The following is a 25694-nucleotide window of genomic DNA, read 5'->3' as shown; positions in this document are numbered from 1 at the left end:
ATACTCAGTTGATTTCTACTAGTCGCTTAATCCAACAGGCAGTATTGGCCATTATATCAGCGGTTATAAAGGGAGTCGGGTCTTCCTTCCAATTCCGTCCCATCGAGGAAAGCTTCTCTAGGTGATGTCTTTTATACAGACTATCAATCTCCAATAGTGTCCCTGCTTTTTGTCTGAGGATAATATGTTTTTTGGCCAAAGATGACTGTTCTATCTGGCTTTCGATATACAGATCGCGTGCATCTTTAAACATAGGTATCGGTAGTAGTACAGGACGAAGCACAAATTTCTTTAACAGGGTGGTTGTATGATGACTGATGCCATAGTGGCGTTCTCTTTTATCCGCAAAGCTAATTCTTGGTAAAAAAAACGGTACTCCTCCCAGAATATTCACATGATGCAAAACATCCGCTAATTGTAAGCCTGTGAAGCCATAGGGCGTACCTGTACCTACTCCGCCGGGTCCAGGCGCACAAATAATCCAATCGGCTTGATACACATGCTTTGCAGCTAGTAGGCCCGTTACGGAATTAACGCATTCTCCATCTCCTCCAAAAGCCTGCCCGACAGTAACAGTGGCCTGTAAATAGTCGTTGCTTACAAGCCAGTGTACATGCTGTGATAATGAGAGTGGCAGTGCAGTATGGTCCGTCATCATATAAACAATTCGGGCTTCTGGCATCCGTTCTTTTAATCGAACGCACAATGCCGGCAACATACTATGTAACTCTGCTACCAGTACAAAGCTTCCTTCTAAAGATAATTCCTCCTGAGCAAATAGCCCATGATAGGGACTCTCCTGTTCTTCTAGTGTATCCACGGTCATTTGCCAAGGAGTGTAGCGCATTTTCATAATATGCCCGTAATTTGACGGGTAATATTGTCTATTACAAAAAGGTTCCAGGGCCATTATAAAGTCTGTCCCACCTGTTCCTAACTCCAAATGAGTCGCTGTAACATTAAGCAACACCGATTGCCCCACCCTTACATCTTCTTTTTGACCATAATAAATAGCACGTTGTTTTTTACCATCTGCTCGCTGAACGAGTATTTCTGTAACTCCTGTTCGTTCTCCTATACAAGTAAGAATATGACCTGCCATTATTTGTTGCATTCTTTTCATCCCCATCCATTTTATTTCTTAAAAAAGATGGAACTTTATACAATCCATACTTATGCCCCTCCTCTTCCAAACTTTCTGGGACATATAAAAAAGAGCTTGGCGCCATGACCAAGCTCTTTTTTTGTTCGCTTATTCTACACATTCAGCGATAACCGCTAGTACCAATTCAGAAGCCTTGTATAGCTCCTCTAAAGGCATGCGTTCATTTTTTGTATGTATCTCTTCATACCCGATACCAAAGTTGACAGAAGGGATGCCATGTCCGTTAAACACGTTACCGTCGCTTCCCCCGCCACTGCTGGTTAGCTTCGGTTCTCGATCTACACGTTTAACTGCGGCAATCGCTTTTTGTAACACCGGCGTACTCTCATCAAATTTATAGCCGGAATACATAAACTTAACATCATTTTCACAAGTCGCCCCTAGCTCAGAAGCCACTTCTTCAAAGGCAGACGTCATTTTTTTCACTTGTGCTTCTAATTTTTCATTTACCATACTACGTGCCTCTGACCAAATCTCCACGTAATCTGTCACGATATTGTAAGCTCGACCACCTTCAAAACGGCCAATGTTTGCAGTAGTATCTTCATCAATACGTCCAAGCGGCATACGTGAAATAGCCTTGCTAGCTACAGTGATAGCACTTATGCCATCCTCTGGATTCACACCAGCATGAGCAGCTTTTCCGTGGATTTTGGTAACAATGCGGTATTGGCCAGCTCCAGCTTTGACAATTTCGCCCACTTTCCCTGTTGAATCCAAAATAAAGCCCATTTCTGCCTTTAATTTGCTCGCATCCATGTGACGTGATCCAACTAGACCAGATTCCTCACCAACAGTTAATACGACCTGGATTGATGGGTGGGGCAGATTTTTCTCTTTTAATGTACGAATCGCTTCAAAAATCGCCGCGATACCTGCTTTATCGTCGGCACCCAGAATCGTAGTACCATCTGTTACAACATACCCATCTTTAATGGAAGGCTTTACACCTTTGCCTGGGACGACGGTATCCATGTGGCAGCTAAACAAAATGGCAGGACCCTTAGCAGTGCCTTCTAGGTTAGCAAACAGATTGTTCGCACTATGTTCTGTTTTGGAAGCAACATCATCTTCCTCTACAGAAAAGCCTAAGCTTGCCAATTTATCCTTTAATACCTCAGCAATCGCTGCTTCTTCTTTTGTTTCACTGTCAATTTGTACAAGCTCCAAAAACTCTGCAAGAATTCGTTCTTGATTAATCACATTGACTTCCTCCGTTCCCAATTCTCTATGTAACACTTTTTAGTATACCGTAAAAAAGTTAGTCTGTACTATTCAGTACGAACTTTTTTCTTTCCCATTTCCCGTAGCTACAATGGAATATTGCCATGTTTTTTTGCAGGGCGCTCCTCACGTTTCGTCTTTAGCATGTCCAGAGAATGAATAAGGTATTTTCTCGTTTCTCTTGGATCAATAATGTCATCTACCATGCCATGCTCTGCTGCTACATAAGGATTGGCAAATCTTTCCCGGTATTCAGTAATTTTGCGTTGTCTAGTAGCCAAAGCATCTTCACTTTTCTCAATTTCTTTTGCAAAAATGACACTGGCTGCACCCTCTGGCCCCATCACCGCTATCTCTGCATTAGGCCAAGCATATACAACATCAGCACCAATTGCTTTGGAATTTAACGCCACGTAAGCGCCGCCATATGCTTTGCGAGTAATGACGCTGATTTTTGGTACAGTTGCTTCTGAGTATGCGTACAGAATTTTAGCTCCATGTCGGATAATTCCCCCGTGCTCCTGATTTACTCCAGGAAAAAAGCCGGTCACGTCCACAAAGGTAACTAACGGAATATTAAAACAATCGCAAGTGCGGATAAAACGTGCCAATTTATCAGAAGAATCAATATCAAGTCCCCCCGCCATCACTTTAGGCTGATTGGCAATAAAGCCTACGGGTTGACCTTTTAAACGCCCAAATCCAACCACGACATTCCGTGCAAATTGTGATTGAATTTCCATGAAGTCTCCATCATCTACAATTAGTTTCAGCACCTTTTTCACGTCATATACCTTCGTCCCAGCGACAGGAACAATATCTAGCATCTCCTCAAGCCAATCTCCCTCCTCCCCATCAAACAAAAGAACGGGAGGTTCTTCGCGATGATTTTGAGGCAGAAACCGTAGGAGACGGCGAACTTCTTCCAGCACTTCCGCCTCCGACTCCGACGTAAAATGAGCGACTCCACTTATGCTGGAATGAACCTTTGCTCCTCCAAGATCTTCACTAGAAATTCTTTCTCCTGTAACCGTTTCAATGACCTTAGGTCCCGTAATAAACATCTGCGAGCTTTTTTCTACCATAAAAACAAAATCAGTAATAGCAGGCGAATAAACGGCTCCTCCAGCACATGGTCCAAGAATGACCGAAATTTGCGGAATGACGCCTGAATAGATAGAATTCCGATAAAAAATATGCCCATAACCATCTAGTGAAACTACCCCTTCTTGGATCCTTGCTCCTCCAGAATCATTTAATCCCACAACGGGGGCACCATTTTTCGCCGCCAAATCCATAATATTAGCAATTTTCTTAGCATGCATTTCACCTAACGCCCCGCCAAAGACAGTAAAGTCTTGGGCAAACACGTAAACCGTCCGTCCATGAACTTTTCCGTATCCTGTCACAACGCCTTCTCCAGGGGCTTCCAGCTTATCTAGCCCAAACAGATTGCTACGATGCTTTACGAACGGCTGAAGCTCTACGAAGGTTCCTGAATCCACTAACAGATCAATTCTTTCACGAGCTGTGAGCTTTCCACGTTTATGCTGGGCTTCGATTCGTTCATCTCCACCGCCCAATTCTATTTTATTCTTCCGCTCGTACAGCTCGTCAATCTTAGCGTACATCTCATCATTCATCTGCCAGCTCCTCCTTCTGCTGTTCATACTGACATAGCTCGAATAAGACGCCGTTCGCTGCTTTGGGATGCAAAAAGGCTATCTGCGCTCCATGCGCCCCTAGCTTAGCCTGTTCATGAACAAGCTGCACTCCATTCTGTTTAAATTGCCGCAATCGTCCCTCGATATCATCAACATCCAACGCAATATGATGAATACCCTCGCCTCGTTTTGTAATAAAGCTAGCGATTGGGCTTTCTGGGGAGAGAGGCTCCAATAGTTCCAGATTCGTTTCTCCAATCTGCAAAAAAGCAACCTCGACCTGCTCTGATTCCACCCTCTCCCTACCCTTAAGCTGTAGGCCTAATTGTTCCGTGTAAAAGGGAAGCACCGCTTCAATTGACTGGACAGCAATGCCAATATGAGCAATTCGTTTGGGAGTTTCGACCCAGCTATCTCTTTTGGGTCTCGCCTTGCTTCGAACAAAGTCTACAGCCGCCTGTGTGGGAGTACCCGGTGTAAAAATTTCAGCAATCCCCTGTTCTTTTAGGAAAGGAATATCTTCTTGCGGAATCACTCCGCCGCCAAAAACCATAATATCCTCTGCCTGTTGCTCTCGTAACAAACGAATGACTTCGGGAAATAATTCATTATGCGCCCCAGATAAGCAGGACAATCCAATAAAATCAACGTCCTCTTGAATCGCCGCGTGTACAATTTGTGCAGGGGTTTGACGCAAGCCGGTATAGACGACCTCCATCCCTGCATCACGCAAGGACTGGGCGATAACGAGTGCACCACGATCATGGCCATCCAAACCTGGCTTTGCTACTAATACACGAATTTTTTGTTTCATAGCTGTCTTTCCTCCTTCGACCCGATTAAACCGCCCGGTACTCCCCAAAAACCTGACGTAAAACCCCACAGATTTCTCCAATCGTGGCATAAGCACGTACACATTCGAGAATAAACGGCATTACATTTTCTGTGCCCTCTGCTGCTGTCTTTAGTTGACCGAGCGTTTGATCAACTAAAACCGCATCTCGGCGATTACGCAGGTCTGCCAGTCTTTCCGTCTGTTTTTTACCAATCGATGGATCTACTCGTAAAAGCTCAGGCTGTGTCTCATTCTCAAGCGTGAACCGATTTACCCCTACCACTACTTCTTCTCCAGACTCAATATTACGTTGTGTTTCATAGGCTTGCTTGTGTATCTCACGTTGCATATATCCTGCTTCGACTGCTGCAACTGCACCACCCATTTTCTCAATTTTGTCCATATAAGCCAGAACGCCTTTTTCAATCTCGTCAGTTAAGGCTTCCACATAATACGAGCCGCCCAATGGATCGACCGTATCTGTAACCCCGCTTTCATGGGCAATAATCTGCTGAGTTCGTAGGGCAATGCGTGCAGAGTCCTCTGTCGGCAGAGCAAGAGCTTCATCTCGGGAATTGGTATGCAAGCTCTGTGTTCCGCCTAATACAGCCGCCAACGCCTGCAAAGTAACTCGCACAATATTATTATCTGGCTGCTGTGCCGTTAAGGTAGAGCCGCCTGTTTGCGTATGAACACGGAACTGCCAAGATTTTGGCTGCTTTGCCCCATAGACGTTTCTCATTAAATTTGACCAGATTCTTCTTGCAGCTCTAAATTTTGCGACTTCTTCAAAGAAATGATTATGTGCATTAAAAAAGAAAGATAACTGCGGAGCAAAAAGATCTATATCAAGACCTGCTTGCAGTGCTGCTTCTACATATGCTCTGCCATCTGCAAGGGTAAAGGCTACCTCTTGTACTGCACTAGAACCAGCTTCTCTAATATGGTACCCACTAATGCTGATCGTGTTCCATTTAGGCACATGTTGCGCACAGTAGGCAAAAATATCTGTAATCAGGCGCATCGAGGGCTGCGGTGGAAAAATGTAGGTACCCCTAGCAATATATTCCTTTAAAATGTCATTTTGAATTGTGCCGCTTAGGGCGTGTGACGGTGTACCTTGTTTCTCTGCCACAACGATGTACATGGCCAATAATACGGAAGCCGGTGCATTAATGGTCATCGAGGTACTTACTTTATCAAGCGGAATCCCCTGTAATAAGGTCTCCATGTCTTCCAAGGAATCAATTGCGACCCCAACCTTCCCCACTTCTCCCACCGACATGGAATCATCGGAGTCATATCCAATTTGTGTAGGTAGGTCAAAAGCAACGCTTAGCCCAGTCTGTCCCTGTTCTAACAGGTAACGAAACCGTTTATTCGTCTCTTCTGCTGAGCCAAAGCCCGCATACTGACGCATCGTCCAAAAGCGCCCTCTATACATCGTAGGTTGAACGCCGCGAGTATATGGATATTCTCCGGGAAGACCGATTTGATCCATATATGATTGATCCACTTCTTTAGGCAGATAAAGCCGCTCGACTTCCAAATCGGAAGAGGTGGAAAACCTTTTCTTGCGTTCCGGTTTTTTCTCGAGCCGTTGATTCAACCGTTGTTGCCAGTCCTGATAGATTTGGGTAAAATTATGATCAGACACGTGTTCTCCCCCAATGCCAGCATAATGGAAAAATTAAGAATTCTCCTCTATTTTATTCTAGCATAGCCTCGCTGTTTTTCAATCAACGGCAGCAGCATTTGTACATTTTAAGCAAGCAGATTCATTTATTAGAAATGATGGCTTTACCTTCCTCTGGTTACAGTAAAGCCTTTTGCAACATTATTGATCATAAGAAAAGGAGCTGTCCCATATTGAAACATCAATCTACCATCGCCAAGATTCTGGTCGTTATTCTTGTACTGGCTCTCATTGTTCCGATGATTTTTCAATACGTATAGGAATCGCTCTCCTATAAAGGATTAAAAAATACCCCCAGTCAAAAGATGGACTTGCATGTAATCCATCTTTTCTGGGGGTATTTGGCTTTAGGCTACGTTCTTATTTAAAAATAATGACGCTGGAAGAAGCGTTATCCCATGCCAGGTTGAAGCGCAGGTTATCAGTGATTGTACGAATTGGTAACATTGGTACATTGTTTTTCAATTGTACAGCGGTTGGCAGAGTATAGTTCTTACCATTGATGTTGACAACCTTTGAACCTACTTTGAAGCTCATTGTTGTTTTTCCATATTTTACAGTAGCAGCCGCTTTTGTGTATGTCGTGCTTACTTTCAATCCATCACGTACAAAAGTAGCCGGTACCATGGTGTTACCATTCACTGTGTAAGGAGCTACAGCCAATGGAAAGGTTTTTCCTTGTGTTTTATAGGATGCTGCACCTACTTTAAAGCTGATTCCGTTTTGCGCACCGACCGTTACTTGACGAATGAACAACGGATTTTTTTCTGCAGATGTATAAACGCCTACATTGTAAATATTAGATGCTCCAGGTGTTTGGATTTTAGCATTTTCATTTACAGCTACGCTTACTGGTTGACCTGCAGGCAGGTTAACTGATGGATAGATAACCAAGTTTTGTCCGCGAGTACCAACATAGCTTGGGTATGTGCCATTAACGGTCACTGCAGTTGTTGGAATAGTCGTAGGGACACGGAAGGTTGTTGGCATAACCACTTCAATGTAATCGGCAGTGCTAAGACCAACGCCTAGCGCCTTAATCCCTACCGTCATACCAGTAATTGCATTTGGATTAGGCTTGCTAAGTGCTACAGTCGCTGTGCTGTTGTTAGCAGGAATCACAGGTACTGTAGGATTCGTTGGGTTTGTCGGATACGTAGGATTTGTAGGATTCGTTGGTGCTACTCCTCCTGCCGCTACAGTAAATGATTTAGAACGATAAGTTGTATCTCTATATTTTACAGCCAGATCGTAGTTGCCTGTTGAAGTAGGCATTTTAAGGAACGCGTCGTTTTTAAATTCGATACGAACACGATCTGAACTAGAGAAGTTATAAGGTGTTGACAAGGTTACGGTACGACCCGAAACACCGGTAGATCTCACAGGAGTTCCATTGATTGATACAGATGAGCTAAAAATATAGCCTGGAACCATATCTTGGGTAGGAAATTCTACATAAATATCATTGCCGCCTCTAAGTTCATCCCTTAATCTTACATCCATGGCCACAGTGCTGCGAGCTCCTGCTCTGTTATCAGATAAAGTGACACTGTAGTCACTATCTACAGAGGCGGAACCTTTTTTCATTTCAAATTCTTTTGAAACGTAGGTCGTGTTTCTATAATCTACTTCTATTTTAAAAGAGCTACTGGAAGAAGGTGTTCTGATCCCGGCATCTTTGTTAAATTTAATCGTCAGCCTCTTATCGCCGTCTGCTTTCGAGCTAGGCTTAATTTTAACTGTTCTTCCGGATACCTCAACATCCCTTGGTGAGTATCCATTTAACTCAACGTCACTTGTGCTGATTTTATTAGGTACCATGCTAGAGTAAGGGAATGTCACTTCTACATACTTTGTGTCGTCTAGCTTGTCATTTAGATCAATTCGGGATAATTCAAGAGATGTTTTTTCATCTTGATATTGGCTACCAAAGTCGGCGGAAAAGGCGCTTTTCTCTGTTTTGCTTTTGGAAGAAGAGCTTTTCTTGCCTTTACCGATCTTAATGCTTCTTTCTACTTCATCGTCTCCATCGTCAACAGAAATGTCATATTCCCCACTGTCTTCTGGATTAATGACGTCCTCAATTTCGATTTCAACCCGATCACCGTCATCAATTTTAGAAGGAATACTGATCGTTAATTTTGATCCGCTTTTTTTTAAATCTTTAATTGATTCTCCATCGATTTCAATGGAACCCTTTTTAACATTTTTCAGGTCAAAATCACTATCAAATTCGACTATGATTTTATCACCTTTTTTTAGATTGTCCGTTACTTTAAATGTAAGAGTATACGTGGTTTTCTCATCTGTGTCAGTATCATCAGCATCAATCGATAAGTTCTTAGCTGCGTATGTACTCTGCGGAACAGAGACCAAAGGTGTAATTGCTAGAGTCGATGCTAGCAGTAGGAATGCGCCTCTCTTTAGTTGTTTGTTCATAATTCTCCTCCTGTTCACTCTCGATTTTTTGCCTTTGGATAAATTCAACTCTCCCTTTCAGTGTACCATTAACAGTATGTTAATAAGACAAAGTTGTTGATAACATTAAGGCAATTTTAAAATAGTATCCATTATTTAATACGAACAAATCGTGAAAAAGTTACATAAAAAAACCAAAAAAATGAGGAAGATTACCTATCCTCCTCATTTTTTCCATTTAATTTTGTGTTAGTAAACCTTCGTTTCTGGGCCAATGGCTTCCAATTTCGCCTTTACACTTTGCAGGAATCGGCCACATACTAATCCATCCAGTACGCGATGATCAAGAGATAAACACAGATTAACCATGGAACGAACAGCAATCATATCGTTTATAACCACAGGACGCTTCACGATGGATTCCACGCTCATAATCGCCGCCTGCGGTGCATTGATGATAGGCTGTGACAGCACAGAACCAAACGATCCAGTATTATTTACGGTAAAGGTTCCGCCGCTCATATCATCCATCGTTAGCTTACCTGCTCGGGCTCTGTATGCTAAATCTTCAATTGACTTGGCAATGCCGTACACTGACTTTTGATCAGCATCCTTAATAACTGGAACAAATAAAGCATCCTCGCTCGCTACAGCAATAGAAATATTTATGTTTTTGCGAACGATGATTTGATCGCCTGCCCAAGAGGAATTTAGCATCGGATATTCTTTCAATGCTTCTACCACTGCCTTGATAAAGAATGGTAGGAAGGTTAAAGAAACGCCTTCTTTTTTCTTGAATTCATTCTTTATACTATTGCGGAAATGAACAAGATTCGTTACATCCACTTCAACCATCATCCAGGCATGCGGTGATTCATGCTTACTTTGCACCATGCGTGACGCTATCGTTTTACGAACTGGCGTCACAGGGATGCTCTGGTCTCCTGCTGCTGCAGATACTTGACTTGGTGCTGAAGAAGTCATTGTACTGAGACTATTGGACTGCGATGTCGTAGGCATAGCTGGTGCCGGTGCACTAGTCGGCATTGCAGCTGGCTGTGGAGCAGTTGCCAATTTGTTCGCATCGGTTGCTTGCGGTAGGCCACCTTGATCAATCAACTTTTGTACATCCTTACGCGTAATACGTCCATCTAAGCCAGTGCCTGTCACAAGCGCTAGATCAATATTATGCTCCTGAGCAAGACGCATCACAGCAGGGGAATAGCGTTGTTTACTTCCCGATTGCCCATCCGTTTCATTTTTTACAGCTCCACCTGTCGAGGCAGAAGCTGTAGACGGAATTGATGTGGCAAGTTCCGGCAAGCTTACTTCTGCATTGTTTGTTGAATTGCTGACACTGTCCGTTCCTTCTTCTATATAAAGGATCAGAGTACCGACACTAACCGTCTCTCCTTCAGGAACTATGATCTCCTTGATGCGTCCCGATACAGTAGAGGGCACTTCGGCGGTTACCTTATCTGTATTTACTTCAGCTAACGGATCATACTTGTTGACCACATCGCCCACATTTACAAGCCACTTGGTGATGGTACCTTCTGTAACGCTCTCGCCCAATTGTGGCATGAGTACTTTCGTTGCCATGGTTCGTCCTCCTTTTGCCTAGAAGTGCGCTAATTCACGCATCGCTTCCAATACTTTTTCTGGACTTAACATAAAGAATTTTTCCATCGGTGGGCTGTATGGCATTGCCGGTACATCCGGTCCACACAGACGCTTAATTGGCGCATCTAAATCGAAAAGACAATGCTCAGCGATAATAGCGGCTACCTCGCCACCAACTCCGCCTTCTTTATTATCTTCGTGGATGATTAACACTTTTCCCGTCTTAGATGCCGCTTCCACGATCGCTTCCTTGTCGAGCGGATAAAGTGTCCGCAGATCTAGAACATGGGCAGAAATTCCTTCTTGAGCAAGCTTTTCCGCCGCCTGCAAGGCAAAATGCAGGGTGAGTCCATAAGAGATGACAGTAATATCCTCTCCTTCTCGCTTTACGTCTGCCTTGCCAATTGGTACTGTGTAATCTTCCTCCGGCACTTCGCCCTTAATTAAGCGATAGCAACGTTTATGTTCAAAAAACAGAACCGGATCTTCGTCACGGATAGCTGCTTTTAATAGACCTTTTGCATCATATGGGGTAGAAGGAACTACCACTTTTAACCCTGGAACGTTCGTAAACATCGCTTCTAAGGATTGGGAATGGTACAAGGCCCCATGCACCCCTCCACCGAACGGAGCTCGAACAGTAAGCGGGCAATTCCAATCATTATTGGAACGGTAACGCATTTTAGCAGCCTCGGAAACAATTTGGTTCACAGCTGGCAAAATGAAATCAGCAAATTGTATCTCTGCAATAGGACGCATGCCTACCGCTGCCGCTCCGATTGCTACACCCACAATCGCTGATTCCGCTAACGGAGTGTCGATAACACGCTGCTCTCCAAACTCTTCAATCATACCATTTGATGCGCGGAAAACCCCTCCGCGTACTCCTACGTCTTCTCCCAACAGAAATACTTTAGGATCACGGCGCATTTCTTCCTTCATCGCCATGGTAATTGCATCAATAAAAGAAATAACTGCCATCTTAACTCCCCCTTACGATCCGTATACGTGCGTCAAAGTAGATTCTGGCGATGGATATGGCGCCTGCTCAGCGTATTCCGTCGCTTCGTCTACAATTGCTTGCACTTCGTTAGATAGAGCCGACTCTGACTCATCTGTTAAGAGGCCTACCTCTTTTAAATATTGGGCAAAGGTGATGATGGGGTCTTGTTTTTTGGCTTCGTCCACTTCTCCGCGATCACGGTATACACGATCATCATCATCACTTGAATGAGGTACCAGACGATACGTTACGGCTTCGACTAAGGTAGGACCTTCTCCAGCCTTTGCTCGATCAACCGCTTCTTTCATGACACGATACACTTCAATTGGGTCGTTACCATCTACGCTAACCCCTGGGAATCCATAACCAACTGCACGGTCAGCCACGCTTTCGCAGGCCAATTGCTTTTTCAAGGGTACGGAAATGGCATATTTATTATTTTCGCAGAAGAAAATAACCGGCAATTTATGCACCCCTGCAAAGTTAGCCGCTTCATGGAAATCACCTTGGTTGCTAGACCCTTCTCCAAAAGAGGTGAAGACAGCATGATTCTCACCTGTCATTCGACCTGCTAAGGCAATTCCCACAGCATGCGGCACCTGTGTCGTAACGGGACTCGATCCCGTTAAAATTCGGTATTTTTTCCCGCCAAAATGACCAGGCATTTGACGGCCGCCACTGTTAGGATCTTCAGCTTTTGCAAAAGCCGACAGCAACGTATCGTGAGCTGTTTGCCCAAAGACCATAACCGCTCCAAAATCACGATAGTACGGGCATAAATAATCTTTTTCTTTATCAAAGGCAAAAGCAGCCCCAACCTGAGCGGCTTCCTGCCCTTGGCAGGAAATAACGAACGGAACTTTACCAGCCCGGTTTAACAGCCAAAGACGCTCATCCACTTTTCTTGCCAAGAGCATGTAGCGATACATGTCCAGCACTTGCTCATCGGTTAAACCTACAGCCTGATGACGATTCTTTGTCATAAGGTTTCCTCCCTGCATTTAAGAATGAATAGCCAGATTGTCAACATCCAGAGCCGCTTCCGCAAAGGCTTCCGACAATGTCGGGTGCGGATGGATGGTATGGGCGATCTCCCATGGGGTCGCATCCAATACACGCGCTAATGCTCCTTCTGAAATCATTTCAGTCACATGCGGCCCAATCATGTGAACACCAAGTACATCATTGGTTTGTTCATCGACAACCAATTTTACAAATCCGTCGTTTTCTCCAAAAACCAACGCTTTTCCTAGTGATTTAAAACTAAATTTTCCTGTTTTAACGCGATAACCCTGTTGTTTCGCTTCTGCCTCACTTAAGCCTACACTCGCTACCTCGGGACGGCTATAGGTGCATTTGGCTACCTTTGCCGGATCAAGTGTCTCCACTGGTCGATTATTCATATGCTCAACGGCCAAAATTCCTTCGTGAGCAGCTACGTGAGCCAATTGAATCCCACCAATCACGTCACCTACTGCATAGATATGCGGTTCAGCCGTCTGATAGTTGGAATTAACTGCAATATGCCCCTGATCCACCTTAATTTCAGTGGCTTCTATGCCTAAATTATCTACATTAGCTTGACGTCCAACAGACAAGAGCATTTTTTCTACGACAAAGGTTTGAATTTCTCCCTTTACTTCCGCTTGTACGCTTACCTGACCTTCCGCCACCTGAGCGCTTTCGGACATCACTTTTGCATTTGTCACGATTTTTACTTTCCGTTTTTTAAGTACGCGGGTTAATTCTTTACTGATATCAGCATCCTCTGTTGGCAAAATGCGATCCCCGTACTCGATTACGGTAACATCCACACCAAAGTCGCTTAACAAGGATGCCCATTCAATACCGATAACTCCACCGCCAACGATGATCATAGACGCTGGGAGCTGTTCCATTTCCAACGCTTCATCGCTCGTCATTATATGTATTCCATCTATATTTAGGCCAGATAAGACTCGTGGTCTAGAGCCAGTTGCAATCAATAAAAAGCGAGGAACGATGATTTCTTGTTCACCATCCGTTGTCTCAATGCGCACAGCACCAGCTTGCGGAGAAAATATGCTTGGTCCCATTACGCGACCAAATCCTTGATAGATTTTGATTTTTCCTTTGCTCATCAAGTATTCTACGCCTTTATGCAGTTGCTCTGTTATTGAGCGTTTGCGCTGTTGTACCAGCCCAAAATCCAGCTCTACATTCCTTGTGCGTACCCCATATTTCTCACTTTCCTTGATCGTGGCAAAAACCTCGGCACTACGTAATAATGCTTTGGATGGTATGCATCCGCGGTGCAGACACGTTCCGCCCATTTTATCCTTTTCGACGATGGCTACCGACATGCCTAATTGTGTGGCACGGATCGCCGCTACATAGCCGCCAATTCCCCCACCAAGCACGACAAGATCAAATTCTTGGGACATGTTCATATCTCCTTTACCCTGTAGTAGCTATGTGTTGCTTTTGCCTTACCGAGACACATTATACCACATTCCATGACCTGGTACTAAAAAAAGAGTTGGATGTGTCAAGAAATGGTCCAACTCCTACTCTTTTCTCATTTGTTCTGCCTTTTTATCTTGGGATTTGGCATGAAGTAGATCGTGTAGGTAGTGCAAGAATCAATTACATTCTTGCACTACCGTACTACCAATGCTTTTTTCAGTCAAGTTATTCTTACTTTGGTAAACTTGCTTTTGGATCACGCAAAAATGTTTTACGCGATCTAGCCAGACGAGCAATACGCTCCTCTGCCATGCGATCAGCCGCTTTGTACGTAGGAATATTATCGCGATCTGCAATTTCAAAGACGCGGTTCATATTATCGTAAATCGTCTCTACTTTCTTCATAGCTCGTTCACGGTTGTAGCCATGCAATTCATCTGCAACGTTGATGACGCCACCAGCGTTAATTACATAATCAGGCGCATAGACGATACCCATTTCCTGGATAATGTCTCCGTGACGTTCTTCTTTTAATTGATTATTAGCCGCTCCAGCAATTACTTTGGCTTTAAATTGTGGAATGGTGTCATCATTGATGATTGCACCTAATGCACATGGAGAGAAGATATCGCACTCAACGCCGAAAATTTCATTGACTCCTACCGCTTTAGCTCCGAAGTCTACAACAGCACGTTGAACATTATCCGTATTAATGTCCGTTACAATTAGATTTGCGCCTTCTTCATGCAGATAACGGCACAAATTGTAAGCAACATTCCCTACCCCTTGAACAGCAATCGTTTTACCGGAGAGATCATCATGACCAAAGCCGCGTTTTGCTGCTGCCTTCATCCCGCGATACACACCATAGGCTGTTACAGGAGAAGGATTTCCACCAGAACCGAATGCTGGTGATACTCCTGTTACATAGTTGGTTTCTTGATAAATTAAATCCATATCGGCAACAGTTGTTCCTACATCTTCAGCCGTAATATAACGTCCGTTCAAGCCTTGAACAAAACGCCCGAATGCGCGGAATAACTCTTCGCTCTTATCTTTACGAGGATCACCGATAATAACCGCTTTTCCTCCGCCCAAATTAAGTCCTGCTGCCGCAGCTTTATACGTCATGCCGCGAGACAAGCGAAGTGCATCTTCAATTGCCTCTTCTTCGGAATTATACATCCACATACGTGTACCACCCAAAGCTGGGCCAAGCGTTGTATCATGAATCGCAATAATTGCTTTTAATCCAGAAGTCTCATCCTGACAAAGTACCAATTGTTCGTAATCGTATTTTTGCAGATAATCAAAGATTTTCATGAGTAGCCCTCCTGCTGTTTCTATTCCAAAACGATTTTTGGGGTTTGTTTTTCTTTCTATGAATTCGCTTACACAACCTACCTTTTTTCTAAAGCAATAAGCATGCCAACCCATAAGATATTTGTGAACAATCGGTGGAGAGGATGTGAACAACACGTTTCACTTTATCTATGATGAAATATTTTGCACAACTTTGCAATCCTTTGCACGCAAAATTTTGCAGATCTTTCACAAACCATCTTGTGGATTCGTTTCCAAAATGCCTAGTTTCTCCATTTTATAATAAAGATTGCGTAAGGATACACCTAATTGCTTAGCTGCTTCTGTTCGATTGCCCTTTGCCTTATGTAACTCTTGTAGAATACATTGTTTCTCCGCCTCTTCGACGGCTTGCTTTAAGGTTCTACTTTTCCTATTAGCTGGTTTTTGATTGGCCGCTTCCGTTTGAGAAACATACGCTTGTTCCAAGGGTGGCAAATGATGCGGCATGATCTCTATCTCTGTAAATTTCATGTGAATAATAGCCCGTCCCAAAATATTTTCGAGCTCACGAACGTTACCTGGCCAACGGTACCCTTTTAGGACATCTAATGTGGATTTGTTGATTTGCTGAACGCGGCGACCATATTCAAGATTAAATTTTTGGAGCAAAAAATTAGCAAGCGCTTCCAAGTCCTCATGCCTTTGACGCAGGGGTGGTATGTAAATCGGCAGGACATGTAAGCGATAATACAAATCTTCTCGGAATTTGCCTGCTTGTATTGCTGTTTCCATATGAACATGAGTAGCTGCAATAATGCGAACATCTATTGGGATTGCTTTCGTGCCACCAACACGGATGATCTCTTTTTCCTGCAATACGCGCAAAAGTTTAGCCTGCATGCCCATAGATAGCTCACCAATTTCATCTAGGAAAATGGTACCGCCACTTGCTTCTTCAAATAAGCCGCGCTTGCCTCCACGTTTAGCACCAGTGAAGGCTCCCTCCTCATACCCAAACAATTCACTCTCTAACAGGGTCTCTGATAAGGATGCACAATTAACCCGAATGAATTGATTGTACTTTCGCGAGCTTCCGTTGTGAATTGCATGGGCAAACAATTCTTTACCCGTCCCTGATTCACCGCGCAAAATGACAGTAGCTGGAGTCATGGCAGCCAGCTTAGCCTGTTCGATCGCTCCCTTCATCGGTTCACTATCCCCGATAATATCGTCGAAGGTATACTTTGCTTCCAGGGTACGGATCAGTCGTTTAGCCGTCTCTAATTCTTCTGATAATGTCTTAAATTCAGATATATCATGAATAACGCCAACACTGCCACGCAATTCTCCATTAACCAGCACGGGGGCTACGTTTACCACCACATCCTTACGCATCGGCCCTAGCTTCATACGTACACCGCGAACTGGTTTTTTGGTACGCAGCACTTGCATATGCATACTTTCTCCTTCAGAAATATCCACAGTTGCTGGCTTCCCTATAACATCCTCGGGTGTCATTCCTGTAATCCGTGTATAGGCTGGATTTATTAACAATCCGATCCCATCGCCATCAACAACAGAAATCGCCTCGTCAGAGGAATGCAAAATTCCTTGCAATAAGCTTTGCAATTCTTTTAAATCAGTTACCTCTTCAAGTAAAGATATAATCTCGGTAATATCTCGGAAGACGGAGACAGCCCCGACCACTTCCCCAGCATCATTTCGTACAGGTACCCGATTCGTAATAATACGAGTGTCGTTTGTTAAGGCCTGCTCCTGATTAATCTCAGGCTGACCGGATTTTAGTACATAGTGTAAACGTGTATTCGGAATCGTATGTTCCGCGCGCGTACCAATCACTTCATTTTTAGACAACCCCATCAGCTTTTCACTGGCTCGATTAAAGATCGTTACCTTCCCCTCTTCATTGACAGCAATAATTGCGTCATGAGTGGAGTTTAGCATGGTATCATACTCTCGTTGCTTCTGACGAAGTGTCTGAATGAGCTTTTCGCGCTCACGAATCAATTTCATGATAATACTCGTAAAGTTACCTGGTATTAAAACCGTTTCGGCACGCTTTTTCTTTAAAATGTCATCATAGGCATGGGGATCGCCAGTTGCTTCCAAAATCAAGTCCACATCAGCCAAATAAGGAACATAATCCGTCCCTACCTGTATCCCAAGAGTGTTGGCCACTTGTATACCTGGGGCATCAGCGTTGTGGTCGATCACAGCAATCAGCACTACACCCTCCATCTGCAACAATAAGTGGATTAGTAGTGTACCGCCTTTACCAGCCCCCACTACAATAACTTTATGCATATAAAACCCACCCCTTTCATTGAGGACTGCTGCTATGGCTGAATCTTCCATCTTACATTTTATCGTATTTTACAGGTTAGACAAGCATCCCCGGATGTTTTATGATGGAAATAAACGAACCTTTACAAAAGGATGTGTCTTGGTTGCTTGGTCAAAGAATCGTTGCGTTGCTCATCATGGTGATTCCCGCTGTCATCGCAGGCTGGGGCTTTAAGATAATGCGCGATACACTATATCAATACTTTAATCCTGATATCAATCAATTTATGTGGGGGTACTTTACTTTAGGAGCCATTTTATTTGTTGTGCCTATTGCATTCATTGGAGGTTTTATTTTGCATCATGACCGCAAACGCAATCGCGTTCAACCGCGCTTTATGAAGCGAGATCCCGATGAAGATGATGAGTAAGAAGCTTCGCTATGCATAGGCGGAGCTTTTTTCCCCCCCAACAAATCTAGTTTATGCAAAAGAGGACGATTGCGGATAAAGGTCGTAAATGAATAACGCTCTGCCAATATATGCAGAAACAGAAACAACAGAAAAAAAACAATTTTGATGTTCAATGGAGTCGTACAGATTAACGTGTACCCTAAAATAAACCCAAGATAATTGGAGCCTGTATCTCCAAGCATGACCATACGTTTTGCATCATGATAAAATAAAAGAAGGGTCGCACTAATAATGGGATAAATCATAATCCACGATGCTGGCACGCTAAAAAAAGGAGTCGATACTAACACCAGAATAAATAAGCTTAAAAACACCTTACTGGCTCTTCCAGGCCGCAGATCAAATAGGTTTATCAGATTGATCGACAAAGCAAGGAGGATGGTATGAAACAGAACCTCCAGCGCATTGTCATATAAAGCCAGACAAATAATAAGAGAGATATTGCCCCCTGCCCAGGCTTTTAAAAAGCCACTGGTCATTCTTCGCTCAGTAACTAAGATACCTACATGTCCTCGAAATCCCTTAATATGCTTATCGTGTGCGCAGTCATCGTGCCAGCCCAGCGCGGCGATTGCAAAAGAACCACTAAGAAAAAACACTCCCAATTTCCAAGGAAATGCTACGGAAGGCTGGAAGCACCATAATAGCAAGAGCAGCAAATAGGTGCTGGTAATATAAAAAAATAAAAACCACCCGCAGCCTGTCGGTATTAATTCCTCTTGATAATTTAATCTGACAATCTCATGTTTCTTTAATAGTTTAATTCCTCGAAGAAAAAATACATCGTGCAAGATCAGCGGTAGCATGATGGCAATACAGGATAGTAATAGAATGGAACTATTATTCATCTCTTTTCCACCTCTTGCCGTTTGCGTTGTATGGTTCGGTACACATGCCAAAACTCTTTGCCCCTATGCAAAAATCCTTGAAAATTGTTTGTTGTATAACGATGTGTGAAATTCACCGGAACTTCTTTGATTCGATAGCCCGCTCGTAAAAAATCAATTGTCATTGCTACCTCAATCCCAAATCCACAATCCGCGAAACGAACACAGGAAAATAAATCGCGTCTAAAAGCTCTTTGCCCGGATAAAGGGGCTTCCAGCTTCTGCTGAGTCATCTGTACTATCCCTTGGTGGGCCAGCTTTTTAGCTAGTCCAAAGCCAGCCTTACGAGGAGCTTTAGGTACTATAGCTATCGACATATCACAATCTTTTCTGACGACAGGAGTCAGTAATTTATCTACTTCACGGGCGCTCTTTTGTAAATCAGCATCCAAAAACAAAATAATATCACCTGTAGCTTTCTTCCAGCCTGCTTGCAAAGCAGCTCCCTTGCCAACATTCTTAGGCATTATAATGAGCTGATCCACCCAAGGTCGAGCGATGTTAGCAGTACAATCGACACTCCCATCGTCTACTACAATCAACTCATGGATGAGCGATGACCCTCTTAATGTAGAAACTGTTTCCTCAATCCAATCCTGCTCATTAAAGGCTGGGATAATCGCGCTAACTCTCATACCATTCCCCTACTTACGTGCGTCCATAGCATATAGCCAACAGTACGAATGGTTGGATGCATGAGTAAAAGCAGAAGAAGTAAGCACAAAGAGCTTGCAACAACAGCACCCACAGAAGGTTTGTACATCTCTTTTTGCTGAATCAAGTAATGAATGCCCTTTGCGTCAATCAGCTTATGTCCAATGCGAGTGCGAATAAGAAAGGTACTAGCCATTCCCTTTCTTCCTTTTTCCAAGAAATCTTGCATGTTGGTATGACTTCCGATTGTAATAATTCGAGTAGCCTGACCTTGATAAGCAACTAGCATGGCTACATCCTCACTTGTGCCAGGAGCAGGTAAAAGCTGATACGGCACTCCCAGCCTATCTAACCGACTTCGACCCGGTGCGATTCCATTTTTATAAGCGTGCAAGATAATGTCTGCTCCAGAATAAAGCGCCCGATCCGATACGCTATCTAAATCTCCAATAATAACATCAGGAACCCATCCACAGCTCAGGATGACATCAGCTCCCCCATCTACCGCGAGCAGAATGGGGCGATATTTCTTTATAAAAGAGGATAATGAGTGAAGATCGTCTCGTGCAGAGGGCCCACGGTTCACAAGCACCACAAAGCGATTCGCAAACGATGCACGAATGCAGGCAGCTGGAAGACTAGCTGTAAAAAGTTTTTTTTCTTGTTCCAGAAACGATAGTGTATTTGTTAGAAACTGTATGTAATGTTTTGGCTCGTGATTTATAGCTTGCTGTGCTCTCATTTCGTAATCTGACATACGAAATGGACGCAGAGCAATCTTGATTGGTTTTTCAGCAGGAAGAACATGTAAGCAATCATTGATAATTTCGATTTGCTTTCCGTCTAAAAGCTCTTGTAGATCTCTTGTAACAGCTGCTGTATGTTCGATTTCATAAAGGACTATGTTCTCTTGCAAAAGAAGTGCTGCTCCTTCTGTCCAAAAATCGCCTGTCAAAAAGGGGGAGAGATTGATAACTGCTTGTACTTGAGATGCAATCAGGTCTTCAGCCGCTGTTACATCCAGATTTTTATGGTCAATCATGGCGATATCCCCTGCCTGTAATCGTTGACACAGCCACTTGGTTTTTGAATCTGTCATGAGGGTTCCCTTAATGCGAACAGAATCGGACTTGCCTTTGCGCCATCTCATTATTACCCCACCTCCTATTTCTAGTATGACGTAACCCCTTCTTGATCATGCGTCAATAGGAGAACGTCATTCGAATTGACTTTCGATTCTTACACGAAATAAACATAAAAAAAGAAGCTTTGCAAAAGCAAAAGCTTCTCTTGATGAAACCACTTACATTTTACAATTACGCACCTGTTGCGAATTTAAGAATAAGGAAATCGGCGTAGACAAATACTGCTAATGATACCAAGCCAAACGCTGTGGCGAACCTGTTTTTCGCCTTTATTGAACGAAAAACCCCAGCCAAAATAAACAGAGTTATCAGAAACATGGTTACGTCCATAACCCATTGCATCCCAATTCAACCCCTTTGCAAATAATATACCTGTCCAAGGATAGCAAACAATGGCAATTCAATTATATAATGTAGCCAATATTGAAACAAGTCATAACAGCAATTGTGACAAGTAAATTCACAAGTTTCCTACAACTCTATATATTGACAACTTTCCTGCTTAATCCACTTTTCTATCTTTTATTTTCTTGCAATCCATAACGTCCAGCGATCTCTCTCTTCTAATAGCTGGTCGCCTGGCAATCTGTACTGCAGCTGGTTTACATAGTTTTCCAGTTGCTCATTGCTAATCGCATGTAAAATTGAGCGCCCCTTTCGTTCTAACAAATCCTGCTGATACTCCTGAAGAGATGAATACGTACGTCGCACTTCCCAAAAGTCTTCAATCTGTACAGATCCAAAACCCGCTTGAAGCAATGCTTCCTTTATTGCCTCAGCGCTTGGTCTTCTCTGCTCTTCCACGCTTTTTAGCTCTGGAAAAAATTCAAACAAATATCCCCGTAAATGAGCAGGGCTCCCTGGTAATAAACAATCCATTAACGTCCGATCCTGAATAATGCATGTACCGGTTTCGTTTAAAATTCTGTTTAACTCTGCAAAGCATGTAACCCATTCGGTGAAGTGATGTATCGTTGCACGGGAATAAATGAGATCATATGTGCCTGTAGGTAAATCCGTTTTTCGCACATCCCCTAGATGATACACGATTTGCGGATACGAACTGCACTCTTTCTGTGCAGCAGATAGCATCACCTCCGAAAAATCCATTGCGGTGACTTGATTGGCGCCTAGTTCAGCCCACGCCCGCGTATATATTCCCCCTCCACAGCCTGCATCCAATACCTGCAATCCTTTTGGTTGTATAACCTCTAGCATTTTGTCTATCCAACTATCAGTCGCTTCCCTAGCCATATACGCTTCCTTTAGGAGTGGATTATGAAAATGAGTGGACATATCTGTTTTCTTCCTTTCTCACTAATGTAAGGATGAATCCCATTCTGACTGTAAATTTCTTTTCCTCCTAGATAGCTATTTAGCAGTTTCCAGCCCTCTGACGTATATCCTACTTCTTTATTTGTCAGTCTAGTTATATAATTTCGATAATAGGCTATCTATAAGTCCGATAGCCTTACCCGCAAACACCCTTTTAACATCAAGGAGGTTTTTATGGACTTACAAAACTTGGAGATTTTTATTTCAATTGCCCGTATGGGTTCCATAAATAAAACAGCACATACCCACTTTTTAGCACAGTCCACTGTGACACATCGGCTGAAGCAATTGGAAAAAGAGCTAGAGATGACGCTGTTTACCCGTACAACCTCGGGGGTAACCCTAACAGAGGAAGGACGAGCTTTTTTACCTGTTGCCAGTTCCATGATAGAGCAATATCAGCAATTTATCCAGCAAAATCATCAAATTCGCCCGCTGCGTATCGTAGCTGGGAAAGCTTTTGTCTCCACACAGCTTCCTCGCTTGCTCGGGGGATATCGTCAGGTTGATCCTTCCTTTACCTGTTATCTGCGCTCCACTTTATTTGAAGAATCGGTTCACTCTTTATTAGCAGGTACGGCTGATCTTGCTGTTCTAGGTAATGAATTGTATCATCCGAACATTAAGACTACATGTTTGCCTGACGATCCCATTTTGCTAGTCTGCTCACCTGCTCATCCATGGGCTACCAATTATCCTGGCTGGACGGATTGGGACAAGCAATCTTTCATCGCTTTTGGCAATCCTACCGCTCCTTATCGGCAACGGGTCGATCGTTACCTGGCGGAAAATGGTGTTTTTCCGACTATCATAATGGAGCTAGATAGTTTTAGTGCTGTCAAGCAGATGGTGTTACAAAATTTAGGAATTGCTCTGCTACCTTCACGTTTCGTTCAACAAGAAAAACTACAGGGAACATTAGTTACAATTGATATTTCCCAAGGCACGTTTACCCGGCCTACACTACTCGCCTATCCTGCTGAAAAAGCAAGCGATCTGCATCTCTCCTCCTTTATAGATTGGGTGATAAAGCATTATGATCACTGATGGGATTGGTAAAAGTTTTTCATTCCTTTTTGACTAATTGACGCCATGTGTTTTGCGGAAATGGGGATGCTATGAAAGACATTGCCAACTATGAAGAAAGGAAGTGTCATGATGTCCAAGCATAACGGAGTCAAACCTCAGCAAAGTGATAAAAATAATCCCTCACAAACGCGATCTTCCAATACCATGAGCAAGGAATCGCAAGCAAAACCTATTTCCCGATAGCGCTAAGTTAACCAGTGGAAAGGAGGCTATCACATGCACATGCTTACTTCACAATACAACCAACAAATCAGTATGCATAAGCAACAAGCTCAAGCCCATCTAACTCAAGCTCAGGCTCACGAGCAACAAGCTCTGATTCATCGTCAACAGGCAGATTTACATGATAAACAGGCAATACTTTTAATGCAAACTTCACAGCAAATGACTCAAAATTCAACGGCAATGCCGGTTTATTCTCAGCAGCTTATGAACCAAACCATTGACAGGCAACAGCAGGAAAATCAGGTTGCGTACAATAATCAGGTATCAAAGGCTTCTCTAGCTTTTAAAGGTAAGGTTCCAAGCGATGAGGAATTAGCTGCCGGACATAAATCGGTAAGCAAATGATTTGTTTCAAGCTTGAAAAACACTATCCCCCTTTGACTAATAAGGTTAAAGGGGGGTAACTTTTTTCATATCGTCTGTCTGATGAGCGGTTGTTTTCAACAAAAGATTACATAACAGCAAAAACTGGGCAACTTCCTTGCACTCTGATTTTTTTGAATATAAAAAATGTAAAAATCCTCTTTTTTTAAAATGAAACTTTCTGTTCTACTGGTTTGTCTAATAGCGGAACCAAACGATTGGAGCATTTGTTTGAAAGGAGAGAACGATATGCGCGCGCATACTCCAAATCATTCCTCGAAGGAGAGCGATCATCTTTATAAACTTATTGAAGAAAACAAGGAGCATTTGTACCGACTTGCCTACAGTTTTGTAAAAAACAGAGAAGAAGCACTGGATATCGTACAGGAAACGATATATAAAGCTATCGTTTCCATTGATACCCTGAGAAAACCTGAATTTATCAAATCGTGGTTGTATCGGATCGCGATAAATTGCTCTCATAATTCCTTGCGAAAAACGCGAAGAATGGTATTTATGGACACGAGCATTTTGGAAAATGTTATGCAGCATTCGGATAAAAATCGGGATGATATCTTCGATGTAAGGCAGGCACTAGAAAAACTCGCTCTAAAATATAAGACAGTAATTATCTTAAGATTTTTCGAAGATATGACACTGGAGTCTGTAGCAGAAATATTGGACGTGCCCGTAAGTACGGTTAAAACGCGTCTCTATCGGGGACTTCAAAAATTAAAAATTGATTTGCAGGAGGTTGAACATCTTGAACAATCAATTAAATGAATTAAAAAAGAGCTATGAAAGCATCGAAATACCAAAGGAGCTAGATGCTGCAATCCAATCGGCTAAAGCAAAGGCTAATGCAGAATTACTATCGCGAAATAAGGGAGTAAGACCAATGAAAAATAAAACAAGCAGAATGGTAATGAAAGGGCTTGGCGGAGTCGCGGCCATGTTTATATTGTTTGGCGTTGCCGTCAACACACTACCGGGTTTTGTTGCTGCTGCAGCACACGTACCGTTACTAGGAAGCCTTGTAAAGGTATTGCAATTTAATGGCGGGTATGCCGATGGCGGCGAAAGAACGGACGGAAGTAGCATCAAACCAATTACGCTCGTAAAAGAAAAAAATGCCGAGCAAATTGTCATCAACTTTGCCCAAGGTAACGATAAATCAGGTGAAGCATCACAAAAAACCGCCCCTTTTTTCAACGTTTCCTATCAGGAAAATCCATACACCATGACTTTTACCATGAATGGCGTAAGATGGTTTGATCAGCAAACCTTTGAGGAACTGAAAAAGAGCGATTTGATAGCAGATGCATACCGGTTGATTACATTAGACGATTCTTCTGATCGTTTCGTATTTGTATTTACATCACCAGTTAAATATGAAGTAAAGGAATATTCGAACCCTGCCCAAATCGTCTTGAATCTTTCAAAAGATAATCAGGCACAGCTGAAAACTGTGTACTCCATCAGAACTGCCGCATATCCACTCGGGGAGCAATTGGCTTCAATGGAAGAAGCGCTGTTTGAGGAAAAAGGAATTCGTATTCTAAAAGACAGTGGGAATATGTTTTATATTGAGGTAGGAATGTTAGAAAACATGGAGGCAGCAAAACAAAAAGCATCGAAAATAAATGAAAAATACGCGAAAACCTTTAAAGAAGAGTACGGAACAGAATTTAACGTCTTTGTTGAAAAAAGGGGAAAATAAGCTTCTTATACTGGTTGAGACTGTTCCATTGAGCTAGAAATAATAGAACACTCCATAAAAAATAGGATGCCGAAATCTCTACTCAAATTGGTGACACGGCATCCCATTTTTTATTCTTTGC

General features: G+C 43.0%; 22 protein-coding genes. 5 read left to right on the top strand and 17 right to left on the bottom strand.

Going from position 1 to position 25694, the window contains the following annotated elements:
* Positions 1-4 precede the first annotated feature (4 nt).
* The 12 genes from QZ995_RS01975 to QZ995_RS01920 form a co-directional block, all read right to left on the bottom strand.
* Complete coding sequence (locus QZ995_RS01975; protein ID WP_301802348.1) at positions 5-1114, bottom strand: DUF3866 family protein; 1110 nt, start codon at positions 1112-1114, stop codon at positions 5-7.
* A 138-nt stretch (positions 1115-1252) separates the two neighbouring features.
* A complete protein-coding gene (locus QZ995_RS01970; protein ID WP_031414377.1) occupies positions 1253-2368 on the bottom strand; it encodes a M20/M25/M40 family metallo-hydrolase in 1116 nt (371 codons plus the stop codon).
* Between the two features lie 107 nt (positions 2369-2475).
* Positions 2476-4032, bottom strand: a complete 1557-nt coding sequence (locus QZ995_RS01965) for an acyl-CoA carboxylase subunit beta (RefSeq protein ID WP_301802335.1) — start codon at positions 4030-4032, stop codon at positions 2476-2478.
* Positions 4025-4867: a methylmalonyl-CoA epimerase gene (gene mce / locus QZ995_RS01960; protein WP_301802332.1), complete on the bottom strand. Its 843-nt coding sequence runs from the start codon at positions 4865-4867 to the stop codon at positions 4025-4027. Before mce ends, QZ995_RS01965 begins: the two co-directional genes overlap by 8 nt.
* A 25-nt stretch (positions 4868-4892) precedes the next feature.
* The gene (locus tag QZ995_RS01955) at positions 4893-6545 is read right to left on the bottom strand and encodes an acyl-CoA mutase large subunit family protein (protein ID WP_301802330.1); all 1653 of its coding nucleotides are present in this window, start codon (positions 6543-6545) and stop codon (positions 4893-4895) included.
* A 399-nt stretch (positions 6546-6944) separates the two neighbouring features.
* Positions 6945-9023: a stalk domain-containing protein gene (locus QZ995_RS01950; protein ID WP_301802328.1), complete on the bottom strand. Its 2079-nt coding sequence runs from the start codon at positions 9021-9023 to the stop codon at positions 6945-6947.
* A gap of 228 nt (positions 9024-9251) precedes the next feature.
* Positions 9252-10604: a dihydrolipoamide acetyltransferase family protein gene (locus QZ995_RS01945; RefSeq protein ID WP_301802325.1), complete on the bottom strand. Its 1353-nt coding sequence runs from the start codon at positions 10602-10604 to the stop codon at positions 9252-9254.
* Between the two features lie 18 nt (positions 10605-10622).
* A complete protein-coding gene (locus QZ995_RS01940) occupies positions 10623-11606 on the bottom strand; it encodes an alpha-ketoacid dehydrogenase subunit beta (RefSeq protein WP_301802323.1) in 984 nt (327 codons plus the stop codon).
* Positions 11607-11618: 12 nt separating this feature from the next.
* Positions 11619-12611 (bottom strand): thiamine pyrophosphate-dependent dehydrogenase E1 component subunit alpha, encoded by a 993-nt coding sequence (locus tag QZ995_RS01935; protein ID WP_301802320.1) that lies wholly within the window; start codon positions 12609-12611, stop codon positions 11619-11621.
* An 18-nt stretch (positions 12612-12629) separates the two neighbouring features.
* Positions 12630-14051 carry a dihydrolipoyl dehydrogenase gene (gene lpdA / locus QZ995_RS01930; RefSeq protein ID WP_301802317.1) on the bottom strand — a complete coding sequence of 474 codons (1422 nt, stop codon included), beginning with the start codon at positions 14049-14051 and terminating at the stop codon, positions 12630-12632.
* 253 nt (positions 14052-14304) lie between these two features.
* Positions 14305-15396: a Glu/Leu/Phe/Val family dehydrogenase gene (locus QZ995_RS01925; protein WP_301802315.1), complete on the bottom strand. Its 1092-nt coding sequence runs from the start codon at positions 15394-15396 to the stop codon at positions 14305-14307.
* 228 nt (positions 15397-15624) lie between these two features.
* Entirely contained in the window at positions 15625-17703 is a 2079-nt protein-coding gene (locus QZ995_RS01920) for a sigma 54-interacting transcriptional regulator (RefSeq protein ID WP_301802313.1), read from the bottom strand.
* Positions 17704-17804: 101 nt separating this feature from the next.
* Here QZ995_RS01920 and QZ995_RS01915 point away from each other — a divergent pair, with 101 nt between their 5' ends.
* Positions 17805-18113: a DUF2627 domain-containing protein gene (locus QZ995_RS01915; protein WP_301802310.1), complete on the top strand. Its 309-nt coding sequence runs from the start codon at positions 17805-17807 to the stop codon at positions 18111-18113.
* Here the strand turns inward: QZ995_RS01915 and QZ995_RS01910 are convergent.
* From QZ995_RS01910 to QZ995_RS01890, 5 genes are all read right to left on the bottom strand, one after another.
* Entirely contained in the window at positions 18068-19003 is a 936-nt protein-coding gene (locus QZ995_RS01910; RefSeq protein WP_301802307.1) for a hypothetical protein, read from the bottom strand. The two genes, QZ995_RS01915 and QZ995_RS01910, sit on opposite strands and share 46 nt — an antisense overlap.
* Positions 19000-19677 carry a glycosyltransferase family 2 protein gene (locus QZ995_RS01905; RefSeq protein WP_301802304.1) on the bottom strand — a complete coding sequence of 226 codons (678 nt, stop codon included), beginning with the start codon at positions 19675-19677 and terminating at the stop codon, positions 19000-19002. Before QZ995_RS01905 ends, QZ995_RS01910 begins: the two co-directional genes overlap by 4 nt.
* A complete protein-coding gene (steA, locus tag QZ995_RS01900) occupies positions 19674-20846 on the bottom strand; it encodes a putative cytokinetic ring protein SteA (RefSeq protein ID WP_301802301.1) in 1173 nt (390 codons plus the stop codon). The genes QZ995_RS01905 and steA overlap by 4 nt, the downstream gene beginning before the upstream one ends.
* A 166-nt stretch (positions 20847-21012) precedes the next feature.
* Positions 21013-21183 (bottom strand): DUF2759 family protein, encoded by a 171-nt coding sequence (locus tag QZ995_RS01895; RefSeq protein WP_003344759.1) that lies wholly within the window; start codon positions 21181-21183, stop codon positions 21013-21015.
* A gap of 180 nt (positions 21184-21363) precedes the next feature.
* A complete protein-coding gene (locus QZ995_RS01890) occupies positions 21364-22137 on the bottom strand; it encodes a class I SAM-dependent methyltransferase (RefSeq protein ID WP_301802284.1) in 774 nt (257 codons plus the stop codon).
* A 213-nt stretch (positions 22138-22350) separates the two neighbouring features.
* Between QZ995_RS01890 and QZ995_RS01885 the strand changes: the two genes are divergently transcribed.
* From QZ995_RS01885 to QZ995_RS01870, 4 genes are all read left to right on the top strand, one after another.
* Positions 22351-23223, top strand: a complete 873-nt coding sequence (locus tag QZ995_RS01885; RefSeq protein ID WP_301802281.1) for a LysR family transcriptional regulator — start codon at positions 22351-22353, stop codon at positions 23221-23223.
* A gap of 258 nt (positions 23224-23481) precedes the next feature.
* The gene (locus tag QZ995_RS01880; RefSeq protein ID WP_301802278.1) at positions 23482-23835 is read left to right on the top strand and encodes a hypothetical protein; all 354 of its coding nucleotides are present in this window, start codon (positions 23482-23484) and stop codon (positions 23833-23835) included.
* A 267-nt stretch (positions 23836-24102) separates the two neighbouring features.
* Positions 24103-24636, top strand: a complete 534-nt coding sequence (locus QZ995_RS01875; protein ID WP_301802276.1) for a sigma-70 family RNA polymerase sigma factor — start codon at positions 24103-24105, stop codon at positions 24634-24636.
* A complete protein-coding gene (locus QZ995_RS01870) occupies positions 24617-25573 on the top strand; it encodes a hypothetical protein (RefSeq protein ID WP_301802274.1) in 957 nt (318 codons plus the stop codon). The genes QZ995_RS01875 and QZ995_RS01870 overlap by 20 nt, the downstream gene beginning before the upstream one ends.
* The last annotated feature ends 121 nt before the right edge of the window (positions 25574-25694 follow it).

The sequence above is a fragment of the Brevibacillus laterosporus genome (assembly GCF_030489605.1).
GTDB lineage: Bacteria > Bacillota > Bacilli > Brevibacillales > Brevibacillaceae > Brevibacillus_B > Brevibacillus_B laterosporus_E.
Note: the sequence above shows the minus strand (reverse complement) of the source record. Positions and strands in the feature narration are given on the sequence as shown.